Origin of the sequence: Zhihengliuella flava (assembly GCF_015751895.1) — a bacterium.
Classification (GTDB): Bacteria; Actinomycetota; Actinomycetes; order Actinomycetales; family Micrococcaceae; genus Zhihengliuella; species Zhihengliuella flava.
Genome location: NZ_JADOTZ010000001.1, coordinates 564,928 through 580,650 on the forward strand (window position 1 = coordinate 564,928; position 15,723 = coordinate 580,650).

A 15,723-nucleotide genomic window follows, 5' to 3' on the forward strand; every position below is an offset into this window, starting at 1 on the left:
AATTCGATGTTCGACTAGACACCGCAATCGAAGACATGTTCTAATCAATGTGTGAGATGGGAAGCTCAGCTGATCCAGCCCCATGCTGGACAGCCGGATGCGGGCACCGGCCGGGTGTCCCCCAAGGCCCTCACCGGTTCGGCCGCCTCCTTGGCCGCACCGGGGGCCGGTGCCCCGCATCCGCACACACGCGAGCTGGTCTCCATCCCGGGACTCCTCTCCACCGTCCGCGCTCCTGAGTTTGAGGGAATCACGTTCCACGAGGTCCTAGCCAAGAGCGCGCTCAACAAGGTGCCCGCGTCGTCGAAGATGCCGTTCACCTGGACTATTAATCCGTACCGCGGGTGTACGCATGCCTGCGTGTATTGCTTCGCGCGGAAGACCCACACCTACTTGGATTTCGATGCCGGGACGGATTTCGACTCGCAAGTCGTCGTCAAGCGCAACCTCGTCGATATCCTGCGCGCCGAACTCCGCCGGCCGTCCTGGAAACGCGAGCACGTGGCGCTCGGGACCAACACGGACCCCTACCAACGGGCCGAAGGACGCTACCGACTCATGCCGGGCATTATCGAGGCCCTTGCCGAGTCCGGGACCCCGTTCTCCATCCTGACCAAGGGCACCCTACTGGCACGCGATGCGGAGCTCATCACGGCCGCGGCCCAACGAGTTCCCGTCGGCGTCGGCCTGTCGATCGCCATGACCAATGACCAGCTCAGCGAGAGCATCGAGCCCGGCACTCCCTCCCCGACCGCTCGGTTGCGCCTCGTGGAACGGCTCAGCGCCGCGGGAGTGGATTGCTCCATCATGGCCATGCCGATCTTGCCGTGGCTGAGCGATTCCGATGAGGCGCTCGATGCGCTGATCGGGCGGGTGGCCGCGGCCGGCGCCAACGACATCACGGTGGGCCCGCTGCACCTGCGTCCGGGCGCGCGGGAGTGGTTCATGACGTGGCTGGCCCAGAATCATCGTGAGCTGGTCCCGCGCTACCAGCAGCTGTACGGCCGCGGAGCCGTCGCGTCCCGCGAATACCGGCAGTGGCTCTCAGGGCGAGTACGCGAGTTGACCCGCCGGCACGGCATGAATCGGAGCGGGTGGGAACTGCGCCAGCCCGAACAGGCCGCGCAGGCCGCCATCGCCCCTCAACCCAACACCGCACCGGAGCAGTCGGCCATGTTCTAGCCGTCCGCCCCGTTCAGCCGGCCCACGAGAGCCTCAACGATGGGCAGGTCGGCGGGAATCCATGCCAACTCGGCGGCTGTGCTGAGCGGAACCCAACGCAACAGGTCATGGTCTTCCAGCGGCAGGGGAAAGCCGTCGGTGACGTGGGCAATCCACACGCGCATGCTCGCTCCGTTGGCCAACGGCCAGCCGGACGCCTGCGGAGCAACGACCTCGTCGTGGAGTGTGGCATCGACGCCGAGTTCTTCACGAAGTTCACGCAACAACGCTGCCTCGGGCTCCTCCCCAGGCTCGACCTTGCCGCCCGGAAATTCCCACCATCCGGCGAGCGATGCCGGCCTCGTCCTCCGCGCAGCCAAAAGCCGGTGCGGCGGCCGGAGTGAATCAAGAAGGGCCGCCCCGACGATCAGGGGCGCGCTCACCGGACCTCACTCTCCTGAGCGCGATCCGTTGGCTGCTGAGTTTCACCGTGCCGGATATCCGGTTCGAGGTAGATCACTCGGGCCATGGGGACCGCCGCTCTGATGCGGCCCTCAGTGGCGTTAATCTGCTCAGCGATCCCTGCGCCTGTCGCGTTGTGGGCCACCGAAATCTTGGCGGCCACCATGATTTCCTCCGGCCCCAAATGCAGGGTCTTGAGATGGATAATTTGCGTGCCATCGTCGGCGATGGCCGCTTCGATCTCGGCGACGTTTTCCTTGGTCGCCGATTCACCCAAGAGGAGCGAGCGTGTCTCCAGGGCGAGCACGATGGCAATCACCACGAGCAGCAGCCCAATGCACGCCGTGCCCGCAGCATCCCACAGACCGTTTCCCGTGACGATGGTCAGGGACACACCGATGAGCGCAAAAATCAGGCCGAGGAGCGCCCCCAAATCTTCCAACAAAATGACGGGTAGTTCCGGGGACTTGGCCCGACGCACAAATTGCGCCCAGCTCTTGCCGCCGCGCACCCGGTTGGACTCGACGATGGCCGTGCGGAAGGAAAACGACTCGGCAATGATGGCACCGACAAGCACCGCCACCGGAACCCACCACCACTGCCCCTCGATACCGTGGGGATCCTGGAACTTATGCCACGCCTCGTAGAGGGCAAACAACCCACCCACGCTGAACAGAACGATCGCGACGATGAAGGAGTACAGATAACGTTCACGCCCATAGCCAAAGGGATGCTCCGGGCTGGCCTGCTTCTTGGCCGCTTTACCCCCGACCAGCAACAGCACTTGGTTACCTGAATCGGCCACCGAGTGGATCGCTTCGGCGAGCATGGACGAGGACTGCGTCAGAAGCCAGCCCACAAATTTGAAGACTGCAATGGTGAGGTTCGCGATCAATGCGGCCAGTACGGCCTTCGTTCCTCCGGATGCTGCCACGTCAAATCCCTTCCTCTGCCCTCACTGCTGGCCTCTTACTCGGCCGGTTCGACGACGCCGGCGTCCCGCTGAGCGTGTGAGCCTGCACGGTGCGCCCGAGCCGAAGCATACAGGCAGACCGTGGCAGCCGTCCCGACATTGAGCGACTCGGCGACCCCGTACAACGGCACCGCAACGCGTCGATCTGCCGCGGCGAGCTCGGCCTCCATCAAACCCGCACCTTCATTGCCGAAGAGCCACATCGTGGGTTGGCCGAGCAGCGGTTGTCCGCGCCCGGAGGCTCGATGGGCCGCGGCCTCGTCTTGCAAGTCGTCGAGATCTGCGTCCCCGTACCCGTCGGCCGCGAGCAGTGTGAGCCCGGCAGAGCGCGCACCCTGCACGAGGTGCGCGAAGTCAATACCGACGACGATTGGAAGGTGAAAGATCGATCCGACGGTTGATCTGACCGCCTTGGGATTGAAAACGTCCACGCTGCCATTCGTGGTGATCACGGCGTCAGCCCCCGCCGCGTCAGCGGCCCGCAGAATGGTGCCGGCGTTGCCCGGGTCCTGCACGCTACAGAGCACCGCGACCAGCCTCGGAGTCGCGCTCAATACTGACGTCAGGTCCACGTCGACACGCTCGCACACCGCGATCATCCCCTGCGGTGTCACCGTGTCAGCCATGGCGCGAATGACCTCGGGCTCTGCCCACCGAATGGTGACGCCGGGCAACTCGTCCACGAGCTCCGGATACCGCTGCGCAGCAGCCGTCGTCGTATAAATACTGTGCACCACGGGTCCCCGACCCTCGGCACGGCGCGTCGTGTGGAGTTGGCGCGCCTCACGCACCGCCTGCGGCCCCTCAGCGAGAAATCGCCCCGCCTTGGCCCGGCCAGACCTCGTGCTCAGCCTCGCGATCTCTTTCACGCGCTCAGCTTTGGGATTGGCCATCAGTGGTTCGCGGCTCTGGGCGTCCTTCATGGAGTTCACCTTATCTTCAGCGGCCTCGCGTGGGGTCCGCTCAGGGCAGTAGACACGACGTAGGGGACGGAACCTCTTGGTTCCGTCCCCTACGTCAAGCCCTCTCAGGGCTCTCAGGCAGAGCCTGAGTTACTTCATCTGCTGGCGGGACTCGCCGCCTGCCGGCTCGAAGCCAGCGGCCTTTGCGGCCTCGATGGAGTTGAACCACCACTCGGCGGTGGTCTGCTCGTACCAGGTGGAGCCCGGCACGTGGTACTTCTTGGACTGGTTGCCCTTGATCACGAAGCCCTCCGGGGCGTCCTCGCCCTCGACTGCCTTCACGGCGCCCTCAGTGGCGTCGGCCGACGGCGCAGCCTTCGCGGCGGCCGGAGCAGCCTTGGGTGCCGGAGCAACCTGAGCTGCAGGAGCGTTGACGTCTGCCGGAAGCGCGTCCTTAGCAACCTTGACCAGCGTGGCAAAGGCGTTGGCGTCGGAGACGGCCAGCTCTGCCAGCATGCGGCGGTCCACCTCGACCTCGGCGGCCTTCAGGCCCTGGATCAGGCGGTTGTAGGTGAGGCCGTTGGCGCGGGACGCAGCGTTGATGCGCTGGATCCACAGGCGACGGAAGTCACCCTTACGCTTGCGGCGGTCGCCGTAGCTGTAAACGAACGAGTGGAGCAGCTGCTCCTTGGCCTTGCGGTAGAGACGCGAACGCTGACCACGGTAGCCCTTGGCGCGCTCGAGGACGACCCGGCGCTTCTTGTGGGCGTTGACCGCCCGCTTCACACGTGCCACGTGTGTACTCCTTTTGGTTGTGTCCCGTCATGACTCGGCAGCTGCCGGTGGGGGACGAGGTTTAATTCTTTGTGGTGCGACCTAGCAGGTGGGCTTAGAGGCCCAGCATCCGCTTGATGGTCTTCACGTCAGCCTTGGCAACCAGCTGGTCGCTCGCCAGACGGCGGGTCAACCGGGAGGACTTGTGCTCCAGGTAGTGGCGACGGTTGGCCTGCTGGCGCTTCAGCTTGCCGCTGCCGGTCAGCTTGAAGCGCTTCTTGGCACCACTGTGAGTCTTGAACTTCGGCATGTCCGCCGTTCTCCTTACGTGCTCCCGCACCCAGACGGGCCGGGGATCTTCTGGGGCCTTCCGTCACCGGAGGACCTGTTGGTCTATCTGCATCTGCGAGCCGCGAATGGCTCACCGATGCCCCATTCAAACTGTTGAACTGTCCGAGGCCTTCACGGCGCGAGGGCCAAACGGCCAGCTACGCCTCAGAGCCCTTGGCCTGCTCGAGCTTCGCCTTAGCCTCGTCCGAGAGGTTGTCGCCGAGAGACTGATTCATCTCTTCCGACGGACCGTCCGTGTCGACCCGCTGCTTCTTGCCGCGGCCACGGGACTGCTCCTTCTGAGCCCGGCGGTTCTCAGCCTTGGCTTCCGCCTTAGTCTTGACCGGACCGATGACCATGACCATGTTGCGCCCGTCAATCCGCGGTGCCGATTCGACGATGCCAACCTCGGCGACGTCTTCTGCAAACTTCTCCAGCAAACGGATGCCAAGCTCGGGACGCTGCTGCTCGCGGCCCCGGAACTGAATGATGGCCTTGACCTTGTCGCCGGCGCCCAAGAATCGGCGTGCGTGACCGGTCTTGGTCTCGTAGTCATGCGTGTCGATCTTCAGGCGGAAGCGAACTTCCTTCAGAACCGTGTTGGTCTGGTTCTTCCGGGATTCGCGAGCCTTCACGGCGGCCTCGTACTTGAACTTGCCGAAGTCCATCAGCTTGCACACCGGCGGCTTGGCGTTCGGGGCAACCTCAACGAGGTCAAGGTCCGCTTCGCCAGCTAGGCGCAATGCGTCATCGGTTGGGACAACGCCCACCTGCTCGCCGTTCGGTCCAACCAACCGCACCTCGGGGACGCGGATTCGCTCGTTAATGCGTGGATCGCTGATGTGTAGCTCCTGCTTCTTCGTGTACGGGGCACCGCCCACACATGGAAAAGGCCTCCATCTGCGGAGCAGGTGGAGGCCAACGTTTCGGCTTCCCACGCGTGGGAAAGCTGACTACATGAGTAGTCGATCCGAACGACCCGGCAGCCTGAGGCGGCTACAGCGGGTGGGAGTTGGTCTCCACTTGCATCCTTGAATCATTCATCTGACGATGCCGTGGCGAAACTTTGAGGCTTCTCACGTACCGCCGACTCCATGATCCAAGTCGGTCTATGAAAAGCTTAGCAGTATGAACACCTCTGAAACCAATCCGGCCGGCTCCCACCGCCATTCCATGACTGAAGAGTCCGCCGCCCGCGATATCGCGGAAGTGCCTGCAGTTGAAGTCATCACGACCGCTGCCGTGCACCTGATGAGCGCGGCCGCCGTGAAATGCGGCCTGGCTGACGGCGACGATGCCGAGGAGCTCAAGGACCTCGACGAGGCCCGCAAACTCATCACGGCACTGGCCGGCCTCATCACCGCTGGGGCACCCGAGATCGGCAGTCAGCATGCCACTCCCCTGCGCGACGGGCTGCGCTCGCTGCAGCTCGCGTTCCGTGAGGCCTCCATTATTCAAGATGAGCCGGGCAAGGGGCCGGGCGAGAAATACACGGGCCCCGTCTCCTAGCGAGCGCTCCCAGCGCAGCCCGGACAACCGTGCGGCTCCCCATTCTGCCGAGTGGGGAGCCGCCGGCGTGTCCGCGGGGCCCGATCCCTATGAGGCCGGCAACGATTCGAGCCGGATCTCCAATGAGTCGACGGCTTCTGCGAAAGCCCGGGTCGTGGACAAGTGCTGCTGCAGACGCGCGACGATTCCCCGTGCCTCATCACTACCAGTCTGGGCTTTAAACTGCGCGGTCAATCGCAGTTCTGGGCCGTGCCCACCGCCAGGCACGACCGTTCCGGAACGATCCCGAGTCGCGACCCCTGACCCAGGCGACAGCGCAACACGAACAAGGTTCGGCTCCTTCTCGACAAAGTGGAGGACATGACCAGTGAGCGCCTCATCGCGGTAGCTCGGCGTCCACTCGCGCTGCTGGGCCAACGCCCACATGGCGGGACGACGCACCACAAAAGTCACCTCAGCCCCGGGGTCCACGACGAGCAGCTCCGCCTTCTCCTGCACTGCCGACAAGGCCGCCCGCGGCGCAAAGACGGCCACGGGGCGGGCTTCAGGATGCCAATTTTGCAGGGTGCCAACGGAGGTGAAGACTGGCAATGCCATCCGGCCGTCTGGCGCCTTGAGCGTGACGAGAGCCATGTCGGCTTCTTTGTCCGCGGCGACACCATGCTCGCCCTCGACCGTCTCGGCGGCCGTGGCGACCACGGGGACAAAGACACGAGCCGTTGAAAGCGCACGGATGATGTCTTCCTCGGCGCCCGACCGCTGCCGCAAGGCCGTCATGGCCTCGGCGTAAGCGGTGTCAACTGATCCGTCGTCGCCGTCGAACTGGTGCAGGGGGTTGCCCTCACCGGCCAAGTCGCGCCCCTGCCACGTTTGACCGGCCGAGTCCCCGTCTCCCCCAGCACCCGCTAGCGCTGCGGCGATGTGTCCCGGAAGGCTACGCCCTCCCCCAGCCGCCGGCCCCTGGTCTTTCTCGTCCATCTAGCGGCGTCCCGCGACGTCGAGCGCCTCGGGGAGGGTGAACTTGCCGGCGTACAGCGCCTTGCCCATGATGGCGCCCTCCACACCGAGCGGAACCAGTTCCCGCAGAACGCGCAGATCGTCGAGGCTGGAAATGCCGCCCGAGGCGACGACGGGCTTCTGGGTCTTGGCGCAGATCTCACGCAGCAACTCGACGTTGGGCCCGCGCAGCGTGCCGTCCTTCGTCACGTCGGTGACGACATAGCGAGAACATCCGGCCTGTTCCAGCCGCTCCAGCACCTCCCACAGGTCGCCGCCCTCTCGTGTCCAGCCGCGGGCCGCCAGCGTCGTTCCGCGCACATCGAGTCCGACGGCGATCTGGTCCCCGAACCGTTCGATCACTCGCTCGGTCCATTCCGGGTTTTCGAGGGCCGCGGTCCCCAAGTTGACGCGGGTCGCCCCGAACTCGAGGGCGCGTTCTAAGGAGGCGTCATCGCGGATTCCCCCGGAGAGTTCCACTTTGATGGACAGCTCGTCTGACACGCGGCGCAGAATCTCGGTGTTGTGTCCACGTCCAAAGGCCGCATCGAGGTCCACCAGGTGAATCCATTCGGCTCCGGCGTCCTGCCAGGCCATAGCTGCCTCCAGCGGATCGCCATAGCCAGTTTCGCTGCCCGCTTCGCCCTGGACGAGGCGCACGGCCTGTCCATCTGCGACGTCAACGGCTGGCAGGAGTTCAAGAATGTCAGTCATAAGATTCCTTGCGGTGAGAGGAGAGCGATTAGAGAGTCAGGACGTACGCAGCCACGAGTGCGAGCCCGGCCAAGACCCATGCCGTGATAATCCACGACACGTGTGCCTTTTGTTGCCGAAGGGATAGCGCGCCTCCGGCGAGGAGACCACCCAGTGCCATGAGAAGGATCGACCACATCAGAGCGTGCCCAGCCAATTCTTCAGCAGCTGTGAGCCGGCTTCTCCAGACTTCTCAGGGTGAAATTGGACCGCCGACAGCGGGCCATTTTCGACGGCTGCAATGAAGTCTGAGCCGTGCGTTGACCATGTCACTTGAGGCGCCTTCATGCGCGGCTGCAGGACTTCAAAGTCCCACGTTTGGACGCCATAGGAATGCACAAAGTAGAAACGCTCATCGTGCAACGATTCGAACAGGACGCTGTCCGATGGCGCTTTGACCGTGTTCCAGCCCATGTGCGGGACAACGGGGGCATTGAGTCGCTCGACGGTGCCCGGCCATTCACCGAGTCCTTGGGTGCGCACACCATGCTCCACCCCTTCCTCGAAAAAGACCTGATGACCCACACAGATCCCCAAGACTGGGCGGCCACCAGCAATGCGCCGCCCAATGTGCGGAACGGCCCCGACGTCCCGCAGCGCCGCCATGACTGCTGCGAAAGCACCGACACCGGGGACCACGAGCCCGTCCGCACGAGCAATAGCCTGCGGATCCTTGGTCAGCTCCACGCGGGCGCCCACATACTCCAGGGCGCGGACGGCCGAGCGTACGTTGCCAGATCCGTAGTCAAGAACCGTGACCGTCGGTCCCATTCAGAGCGCACCCTTCGTTGACGGGATCTCATTGCCGAGGCGCTCGTCCGGTTCAACGGCTTCGCGCAGCGCTCGCGCAAAGGCCTTGAACTGGGCTTCGACAATATGGTGAGGATCGCGGCCACCGAGGACGCGCATATGAAGGCAAATTTGGGCATGGAGGGTCAGCGCTTCGAAGACGTGACGCGTCAATGACCCGGTGAAGTGGCCGCCGATCAGGTGATATTCCTGGCCGGCTGGTTCTCCGTCGTGCACGAGGTACGGCCGCCCGGAAACGTCAACAACTGCATGCGCCAACGCTTCATCCAGCGGGATGGTGGCTTGCCCGAACCGGCGAATACCTGACTTATTGCCCAGTGCCACTCGCAGCACTTCGCCGAGCGTAATGGCAACGTCCTCGACCGTGTGGTGAACGTCAATGTGGGTATCGCCGGTCGCCTCAACCGTCAGATCAATCATGGAGTGGCGGGCGAGCGCAGTCAGCATGTGATCGTAGAACGGCACGCTTGTGCTGATCTTCGATTGGCCCGTCCCGTCCAGATCGAGTTCGACGACGACGGATGACTCGCTGGTCCTGCGCTCCATGCGGGCACGGCGACCCGAGATCAGTTCGGCTGGCATGTCCTGGTCCTTTGACGTTGCGGCGGCAGCGTGACTCGCTGCCGTGACATTGTATCGATGGGCGATGCCGGCTGGTGCCGGTCCGCTCTGCAGTGCGCGGGCTACCCCTGCCCTGTGCCAAGGTGACGTTCCAAGGCCGAGAGAAAGGCGGTGGTCTCAGCTTCCGTGCCGGCCGTCACGCGCAAGTGACCCGGAATGCCGACGTCGCGAACAAGAATCCCGTGGGACACCAGCGCTTCCCACGTCCGCTGCGGATCGGCTAAACCGCCGAAGAACACGAAGTTTGAATCGCTAGCAGCAGGCGTCAGGCCCAGTCGCGTCAGTTCATTCACGATCCTGTCGCGCTGGAGTTTGATGTCCTCGACATTGGCCAGCAGAGCATCCACATGCTTCAGCGCGGCGTTGGCGGTTGCTTGAGTGACCGCTGAAAGGTGATACGGAAGCCTGACGAGGCGCAAGGCCGCGGTGACTTCTTCTGCCGCGGCCACGTAGCCGAGGCGGGCACCGGCCAACGCAAAGGCCTTGCTCATGGTTCGGCTGACGATGAGTCGGGGGCGCCCTGGCAAGAGCTCCAGCGCGGACGGGGTCCCTGTCTGACGAAATTCTGCGTAAGCCTCATCCACCACGACCACGGTTTGCGCGTCCTCCCCGGCCGCGTAAACCGCTTCCACGACGTCCAGACCGAGCGCCGTACCGGTGGGATTATTGGGAGAACACAAAAAGACGATGCTTGGTTGAGATTCACGGACCTGACGCGCGGCGGCTTCCGCCGTGAGATCAAAGTCTGCTCCGCGTTCACCGGCGATGTACGCGGTGTTCGTGCCGCTGGCCAGCAGCGGATACATCGAATACGTGGGGGGGAAGCTCAGAAGGCTACGGCCCGGGCCGCCGAAAGTCTGCAGAATCTGCTGCAACACCTCGTTGGATCCGTTGGCTGCCCACACCTGGTCCGGCGTCACTCCGTGGCCTAGGAAGGCCGCGAGGCGCTCGCGCAACTCGACGAATTCGCGATCGGGATACCGGTTGAGCTGGCCAGCGACTCGATGAACCTCTTCGGTGATAGCCTGCCGTACCACCTCGGGCATCGGGTGAGTATTCTCATTGACGTTGAGCTGAATGGGTACATCGAGCTGCGGAGCACCGTAGGGCGAAACGCCCCGCAAGTTTTCCCGCAATGGTAGGTTTGCCAGTCGCTCAAGCAGTTCACTCACCGGCCCAGTCTAGGACTCACCTCCGGCCGCGAACGAATGAGGGACAAGCAGGAGTAACAATCACCACGTAGGGTCATGGCCTAATTCACCGGTACATGCACCTGCTGGCCCACCTGAAGCACGTTCCGCTCCAGATTGTTGAGCTCAACGATCTCGGCCACGACGACGCGTGGATCTCGGTCGGGCGCGAACTCCGCGGCGAGGCCCCAGAGGGTGTCGTCCTCCAGAACTGTCACGGACTCGACGTCGGGGAACTGTACATCGCTAGAACTTGCGGCGCTCACCGGCGAGGCGATCATCGCGAGCCCGAGAACCAGCAAAGCACCCACGAGCATCAGCGGCAGGCCAATCAAAACCAGCCGCCCACGCTGGGTGAGGCGGAGCCGGGAGGACGATCCGGCGGCCATGCCGTACCCGGCGTCCGTTGCGTTCAGTGCGTAAGCCATCGTCTTGCCCTTCTTCTCTCTCGAGTCATCAAGCCCAGCCGAAACCGTGAGTTTCGAAGTGGGCCGGCGTTCGAACATTTCTGTAGAACGAAGTTTCGAACGACCTACCTCATGTTTAGCACTCTTGACCGAAGATTGTCGAGACACGTTCGAACAAATCTTTGAAACCCCTAGTCGGCTGGACTAGGGTTAATCCCGGTAGGTCACAGGAACTACTGCACCACCCGGCCCCCACAATTTGGGATGTGCCTGGAGCAGGTGCCCACCGGGTAGCGAGGAAGATGGTCCATGGCTTCGAGCGAGATTCCCAAGCGACGGCAGCAAAAGAGCCTCACCGTTCGCCAGCGCAAGATCTTGGAGACGATCCAACGGTCCATTGCCGCACATGGGTACCCGCCCTCCATGCGGGAGATTGGCGATACCGTCGGCTTGGCCAGCCTCTCCAGCGTGACCCACCAGCTCTCCCAATTAGAGCGGCTTGGCTATATTCGCCGGGATCCTCGGCGCCCACGAGCCATGGAAATCCTCAAGCCGTTGACACTCAATGCGGACACCACCGAGGACGAGCAGCCCAGCTACACATCGATCAACGGCACACCGGTAGCGGAGCTCACGAGTGCGGTCGACACGGCCATGGTCCCGCTGGTCGGACGCATCGCGGCTGGTGGGCCCATTTTGGCTGACCAAACTGTCGAAGATGTGATGCCCCTTCCCCGTCAGTTGGTGGGACAAGGTGAGCTGTTCATGCTCAAGGTCAGCGGTGACTCCATGGTGGAGGCGGCGATTTGTGACGGCGATTGGGTTGTGGTTCGGCAACAGAACACAGCAGAGAACGGCGACATCGTTGCGGCGCTCCTGGACGACGAAGCCACCGTCAAAACGTTCCGGCAACGTGACGGTCACACCTGGTTGTTGCCCCAGAATCGCCAGTACGAGCCCATCTTGGGCGACCACGCGTCCATCATGGGCAAAGTCGTTTCCGTGATGCGCGCCATCTAGCAGCCTTCTCCAACGGCCAGACGGGCCGGTGTCGACCCACCAGTGCAGGTCGACACCGGCCCGTCGTTGAATCTAGGCCGTCTCGCCCAGCCGTTTGAGCGCGCCGGTCACAATCTTCTTATCGACCGTTGGCCACATTGGCGGTAGTGATGAGCGCAGGAACCCGCCGTAGCGCTCCGTTGCGAGGCGCGAGTCCAGCACGGCGACCACGCCACGGTCATCGGTCGAACGGACGAGCCGGCCCGCGCCTTGGGCCAGCCGCACGGCGGCGTGGCTGGCCGAGACCGCCATGAACCCGTTGCCCCCGCGTTGGGCGATATCCCTGCTCCGCGCCGTCGAGAGGGGGTCATCTGGCCGCGGGAAGGGGATGCGGTCAATGATGACCAACCGGCACGAGGGCCCAGGAACGTCGACGCCCTGCCAGAGCGTCATCGTGCCGAAGAGGCAGGAATCCTTCTCGGCCCCGAATTGCTCCACGAGCGCGGTCATGCCCGACTCGCCTTGGCACAAAATGGTGGGTTTCAGCCGGGGCCGCAAGGCTTCGGCGGCGTCCTCCGCTGCGCGTTTCGACGAAAACAGCACCAGCGCACCGCCGTCTGAGGCCTCGATGAGATCGGCGATTTCGTCCAACGCCTCGGCTGAGACCTGGCGCCCCGGCTTCGGCAGGTGCTTGGCGACGTACAGCATGCCCTGTTTGGGATAGTCGAAGGGGCTGCCGACATCGATCCCTTCCCACGACGGCGCCCCGTCGCCTAAGAGCCCCAGATCCCCTGCCACGTGTTCGAAGGCGGCCCCAATGGCCAGCGTGGCCGAGGTCAACACAACGGTGCGGCCGTCAAACAACCCTTCACGCAACTTGCCAGCAACCGACAACGGAGCGATGTAGAGCGTGGCCGGGGTCGAATCGTCGGGCTGCACGTATCCCTGGCCGGGCACGAAGCTCCCAGGGCGCGAGGCCCACACGACCTCCCGCTCCTCAGCCGCCTCCAAGAGACGCCCCGACTGCTCCACGAGATAGACCAGTTGAGAACGTGCCATCTGCCGGGCACCATCGACCGGCTCGTTCCCTTCCGGCTTGGAATCGGCCATCGCCACGCGAGCCGCGTCATAGACTTCCTGGACTGCGGCGGACTGCACGTCATTGAGGCCCTTCGGCATGAGGCCAGCAGCAACACCCGTCAATGACTTGTCCAATGACTTGCCCGCTTGAGTCAACTTCTCGACGTTGACCTTGCAGTGCTTCCGTGCCGCGTTGGCAGCGCTGAGCACCATGCCGCCGGACAGGTCGCGGGTCACCGAACCCGTGACCCGGTCTTGGAGTTCGTGGGCTTCGTCGATGATCACCGTGTCGAACTCTGGCAGCACGGCGAGGCCCTCAAAGGCTGAGACAGCCAGCATGGCGTGGTTGGTGATGACGACGTCGGACTCCGCTGCTCGCGCGCGAGCCATCTCACTGAAGCATTCCTCTGCCATGGGACACTTCTGCGCACCGAGGCAATCGCGGGCGCTCACCGAGACTTGGCGCCAGGCCAGATCGCTGACGCCGGGGCGCAGATCGTCACGGTCCCCGGACTCCGTCTCTTCCGCCCACTCGCGCAGGCGAACGACCTGCCGCCCGAGGGACGACGTCGGTCCTGACGCCGCCTGGCGCGAGGCCCCATCCTCGGTCAGCGCAAAGAGCGCCCCCTCGTCCTCGTCCGGGTACCCACCACCCAGCTTGTACTTGCAGACGTAATTTCCACGGCCCTTGGCAATGGCCACGTCCATAGGCCGCGGTAATTGATCTTCGAGGTGCTCGAGAAGTCGCGGCACATCCCGATTGACGATCTGCGACTGCAGCGCGAGAGTCGCCGTGGAGACGATGACCGGCTTGTCCGCATTCACCGCGTGGGCGAGCGCTGGAACCAGATACGCCAGAGACTTTCCGGTTCCAGTCCCGGCTTGCACGAGGAGGTGGCGTCCCGTGTCGAAGGCGTCCGTGACGTGCTTGGCCATTTCCTGCTGGCCCGTGCGGCTTGTGCCTCCCATGCGAGCCACTGCGGTACCGAGTAGGTCAAGCACCTCGCTCGTACTAGGCATCCGGTTCGTTCCGCGCGTCGAGTCGGAATTCCTGCAGCTCGGCGCTCAAGGATTCGCGCACTTTGACCAGCAGCTTGGTCCCCTCGGCAAGGTGTTCAGTGGAAAGGATCTCGGCGTCATCTGCGTGGAGCCGACTGACCACATCGCCACGCTGATAGGGAACGAGCAGTTCCATGAGCACGTTAGGACGCGGAATTGCTTCCGACACGAGCTCCATGAGCTCCTGGATACCAGCACCCGTGCGCGCGGAAACGACGGCGGTGCGCGACTCGTGCTGCCGCAGGCGTTCGATGACAAACGGATCTGCCGCATCCGCCTTATTGAGCACGACGATCTCCGGAACGAGGTGCGCATCGACCTCCCTCAGAACCTCACGCACCGCGCGAATCTGGCCTTCAGGATCCGGATGGGAGACGTCAACCACGTGCAAGATGAGGTCGGAGTCAGCGACTTCCTCCAGCGTTGAGCGGAAGGCCTCGACGAGCTGTGTCGGCAGTGAACGGACGAACCCCACGGTGTCGGCGATCGTGAAGCCCACCCCGTCCGGCGTTTCTGCCTTACGGACTGTGGGGTCAAGCGTGGCGAACAGCGCGTTCTCCACGAGGACTCCGGCTTGAGTCAGGCGATTCAAGAGCGAGGACTTTCCCGCGTTGGTGTAGCCAGCAATCGCCACCGAGGGGACGGAATGGCGCTGTCGATTGGCGCGCTTGGCTTCTCGGGCCGGCTTCATGGCGGCGATTTCGCGACGTAGTTTTGCCATGCGGTTGCGGATGCGGCGGCGATCCAGTTCGATTTTCGTCTCACCAGGACCACGCGACCCAATCCCGCCGCCTGCCGCTCCGACGCGACCACCAGCCTGCCGGGACAGCGATTCACCCCAACCACGCAGGCGCGGCATCATGTATTCGAGCTGAGCCAGCTCCACCTGCGCCTTGCCTTCGCGACTCTTGGCGTGCTGAGCAAAAATATCGAGGATCAACGCGGTGCGGTCGATGACCTTGACTTTGACGATGTCTTCCAGCGCGCGCCGTTGTGACGGAGCCAATTCGGAATCGACAATGACCGTGTCCGCGCCCGTCTCCTGAACAATGTCTCGCAGTTCCTCGGCCTTGCCCGAGCCGAGGAACGTGCCGGGGTCCGGCTTCATGCGCCGCTGGAGGACACCATCGAGCACCTCGGAACCGGCTGTTTCCGCCAAGGCCGCGAGCTCTCGCAAAGAATTCTCGGCGTCTTGAGCCGTGTTCTCGCCCCACACTCCAGCCAAGACCACTCGTTCCAGGCGCAGCTGGCGGTACTCGACCTCGGTGACGTCTTCCAGCTCGGTCGACAATCCGCTGACGCGACGCAGTGCACGGCGATCAGCCAGGTCCTGTTGCTCGCCGTCGTAGTGACCGTGCTCCTCGCGCAGATCTGATAGCTCGCGAGCTGTCCCACTCAACCCCGCGGTGGATGCGCGCGCAGGCGCGGCGCCGCCTTCCGTTGCGAGGATGCGATCGATGACGGACTGGATTTCGGCATCGGCGGCCGAGGGCGTCGAGTCGTTGCCACGCGGCTCATCGGCAGCTGGAGTGTTGTGCTTCTGGGTCATATTTCCTTTGCAGTCATTGGTCCTTTAAGGATAGTCGCCCGGGCCCACAAAGTAGATCCCGTGGAAGAGGATGTGCCGGACAATTCAGTGATTGGGAAAAGTCTATCAGTTCGCTGATTCGCGCGCGGCCACACGGACTATTAAGGTT

At 63.7% G+C, this 15,723-nt stretch carries 17 protein-coding genes; 3 read left to right on the forward strand and 14 right to left on the reverse strand.

The window, feature by feature from the left end:
- Nucleotides 1–51: 51 nt before the first annotated feature.
- The gene (locus tag IW252_RS02655; protein ID WP_196835151.1) at nt 52–1,182 is read left to right on the forward strand and encodes an Rv2578c family radical SAM protein; all 1,131 of its coding nucleotides are present in this window, start codon (nt 52–54) and stop codon (nt 1,180–1,182) included.
- Here IW252_RS02655 and IW252_RS02660 read toward each other — a convergent pair.
- From IW252_RS02660 to infC, 6 genes are all read right to left on the reverse strand, one after another.
- Nucleotides 1,179–1,604 (reverse strand): (deoxy)nucleoside triphosphate pyrophosphohydrolase, encoded by a 426-nt coding sequence (locus IW252_RS02660; RefSeq protein WP_331271409.1) that lies wholly within the window; start codon nt 1,602–1,604, stop codon nt 1,179–1,181. The two genes, IW252_RS02655 and IW252_RS02660, sit on opposite strands and share 4 nt — an antisense overlap.
- Nucleotides 1,601–2,557, reverse strand: coding sequence for a cation diffusion facilitator family transporter (locus IW252_RS02665; RefSeq protein WP_196835152.1), 957 nt, complete (start codon nt 2,555–2,557; stop codon nt 1,601–1,603). The genes IW252_RS02660 and IW252_RS02665 overlap by 4 nt, the downstream gene beginning before the upstream one ends.
- A 35-nt stretch (nt 2,558–2,592) precedes the next feature.
- Nucleotides 2,593–3,519, reverse strand: coding sequence for a TrmH family RNA methyltransferase (locus tag IW252_RS02670; RefSeq protein ID WP_196835153.1), 927 nt, complete (start codon nt 3,517–3,519; stop codon nt 2,593–2,595).
- Nucleotides 3,520–3,648: 129 nt separating this feature from the next.
- Entirely contained in the window at nt 3,649–4,293 is a 645-nt protein-coding gene (rplT, locus tag IW252_RS02675) for a 50S ribosomal protein L20, sunset domain variant (RefSeq protein WP_196835154.1), read from the reverse strand.
- Nucleotides 4,294–4,387: 94 nt separating this feature from the next.
- Nucleotides 4,388–4,582 carry a 50S ribosomal protein L35 gene (gene rpmI / locus IW252_RS02680; RefSeq protein ID WP_102158144.1) on the reverse strand — a complete coding sequence of 65 codons (195 nt, stop codon included), beginning with the start codon at nt 4,580–4,582 and terminating at the stop codon, nt 4,388–4,390.
- Nucleotides 4,583–4,760: 178 nt separating this feature from the next.
- On the reverse strand, nt 4,761–5,483 hold the full coding sequence (infC, locus tag IW252_RS02685; protein ID WP_331271410.1) for a translation initiation factor IF-3: 723 nt from the start codon (nt 5,481–5,483) through the stop codon (nt 4,761–4,763).
- Between the two features lie 247 nt (nt 5,484–5,730).
- On the opposite strand from infC, the gene IW252_RS02690 reads away from it, so the two are divergent.
- Nucleotides 5,731–6,111 carry a DUF1844 domain-containing protein gene (locus IW252_RS02690; RefSeq protein ID WP_196835155.1) on the forward strand — a complete coding sequence of 127 codons (381 nt, stop codon included), beginning with the start codon at nt 5,731–5,733 and terminating at the stop codon, nt 6,109–6,111.
- Between the two features lie 87 nt (nt 6,112–6,198).
- Here the strand turns inward: IW252_RS02690 and IW252_RS02695 are convergent, their stop codons facing one another.
- From IW252_RS02695 to IW252_RS02720, 6 genes are all read right to left on the reverse strand, one after another.
- Complete coding sequence (locus IW252_RS02695) at nt 6,199–7,089, reverse strand: SseB family protein (protein WP_196835156.1); 891 nt, start codon at nt 7,087–7,089, stop codon at nt 6,199–6,201.
- A complete protein-coding gene (gene priA / locus IW252_RS02700) occupies nt 7,090–7,821 on the reverse strand; it encodes a bifunctional 1-(5-phosphoribosyl)-5-((5-phosphoribosylamino)methylideneamino)imidazole-4-carboxamide isomerase/phosphoribosylanthranilate isomerase PriA (RefSeq protein ID WP_196835157.1) in 732 nt (243 codons plus the stop codon).
- 177 nt (nt 7,822–7,998) lie between these two features.
- Complete coding sequence (gene hisH, locus IW252_RS02705; protein ID WP_196835158.1) at nt 7,999–8,631, reverse strand: imidazole glycerol phosphate synthase subunit HisH; 633 nt, start codon at nt 8,629–8,631, stop codon at nt 7,999–8,001.
- On the reverse strand, nt 8,632–9,252 hold the full coding sequence (gene hisB / locus IW252_RS02710) for an imidazoleglycerol-phosphate dehydratase HisB (RefSeq protein ID WP_196835159.1): 621 nt from the start codon (nt 9,250–9,252) through the stop codon (nt 8,632–8,634).
- A gap of 101 nt (nt 9,253–9,353) precedes the next feature.
- Entirely contained in the window at nt 9,354–10,463 is a 1,110-nt protein-coding gene (locus IW252_RS02715; protein ID WP_196835160.1) for a histidinol-phosphate transaminase, read from the reverse strand.
- A gap of 80 nt (nt 10,464–10,543) precedes the next feature.
- Entirely contained in the window at nt 10,544–10,909 is a 366-nt protein-coding gene (locus tag IW252_RS02720) for a LysM peptidoglycan-binding domain-containing protein (protein WP_196835161.1), read from the reverse strand.
- 288 nt (nt 10,910–11,197) lie between these two features.
- Here IW252_RS02720 and lexA point away from each other — a divergent pair, with 288 nt between their 5' ends.
- Complete coding sequence (gene lexA, locus IW252_RS02725) at nt 11,198–11,908, forward strand: transcriptional repressor LexA (RefSeq protein WP_196835162.1); 711 nt, start codon at nt 11,198–11,200, stop codon at nt 11,906–11,908.
- Nucleotides 11,909–11,980: 72 nt separating this feature from the next.
- Here the strand turns inward: lexA and IW252_RS02730 are convergent, their stop codons facing one another.
- Both IW252_RS02730 and hflX read right to left on the reverse strand, forming a co-directional pair.
- Nucleotides 11,981–13,987 carry an ATP-dependent DNA helicase gene (locus IW252_RS02730; RefSeq protein WP_196835163.1) on the reverse strand — a complete coding sequence of 669 codons (2,007 nt, stop codon included), beginning with the start codon at nt 13,985–13,987 and terminating at the stop codon, nt 11,981–11,983.
- Nucleotides 13,980–15,575 (reverse strand): GTPase HflX, encoded by a 1,596-nt coding sequence (gene hflX, locus IW252_RS02735; protein ID WP_196835164.1) that lies wholly within the window; start codon nt 15,573–15,575, stop codon nt 13,980–13,982. The genes IW252_RS02730 and hflX overlap by 8 nt, the downstream gene beginning before the upstream one ends.
- Between the last annotated feature and the right edge of the window lie 148 nt (nt 15,576–15,723).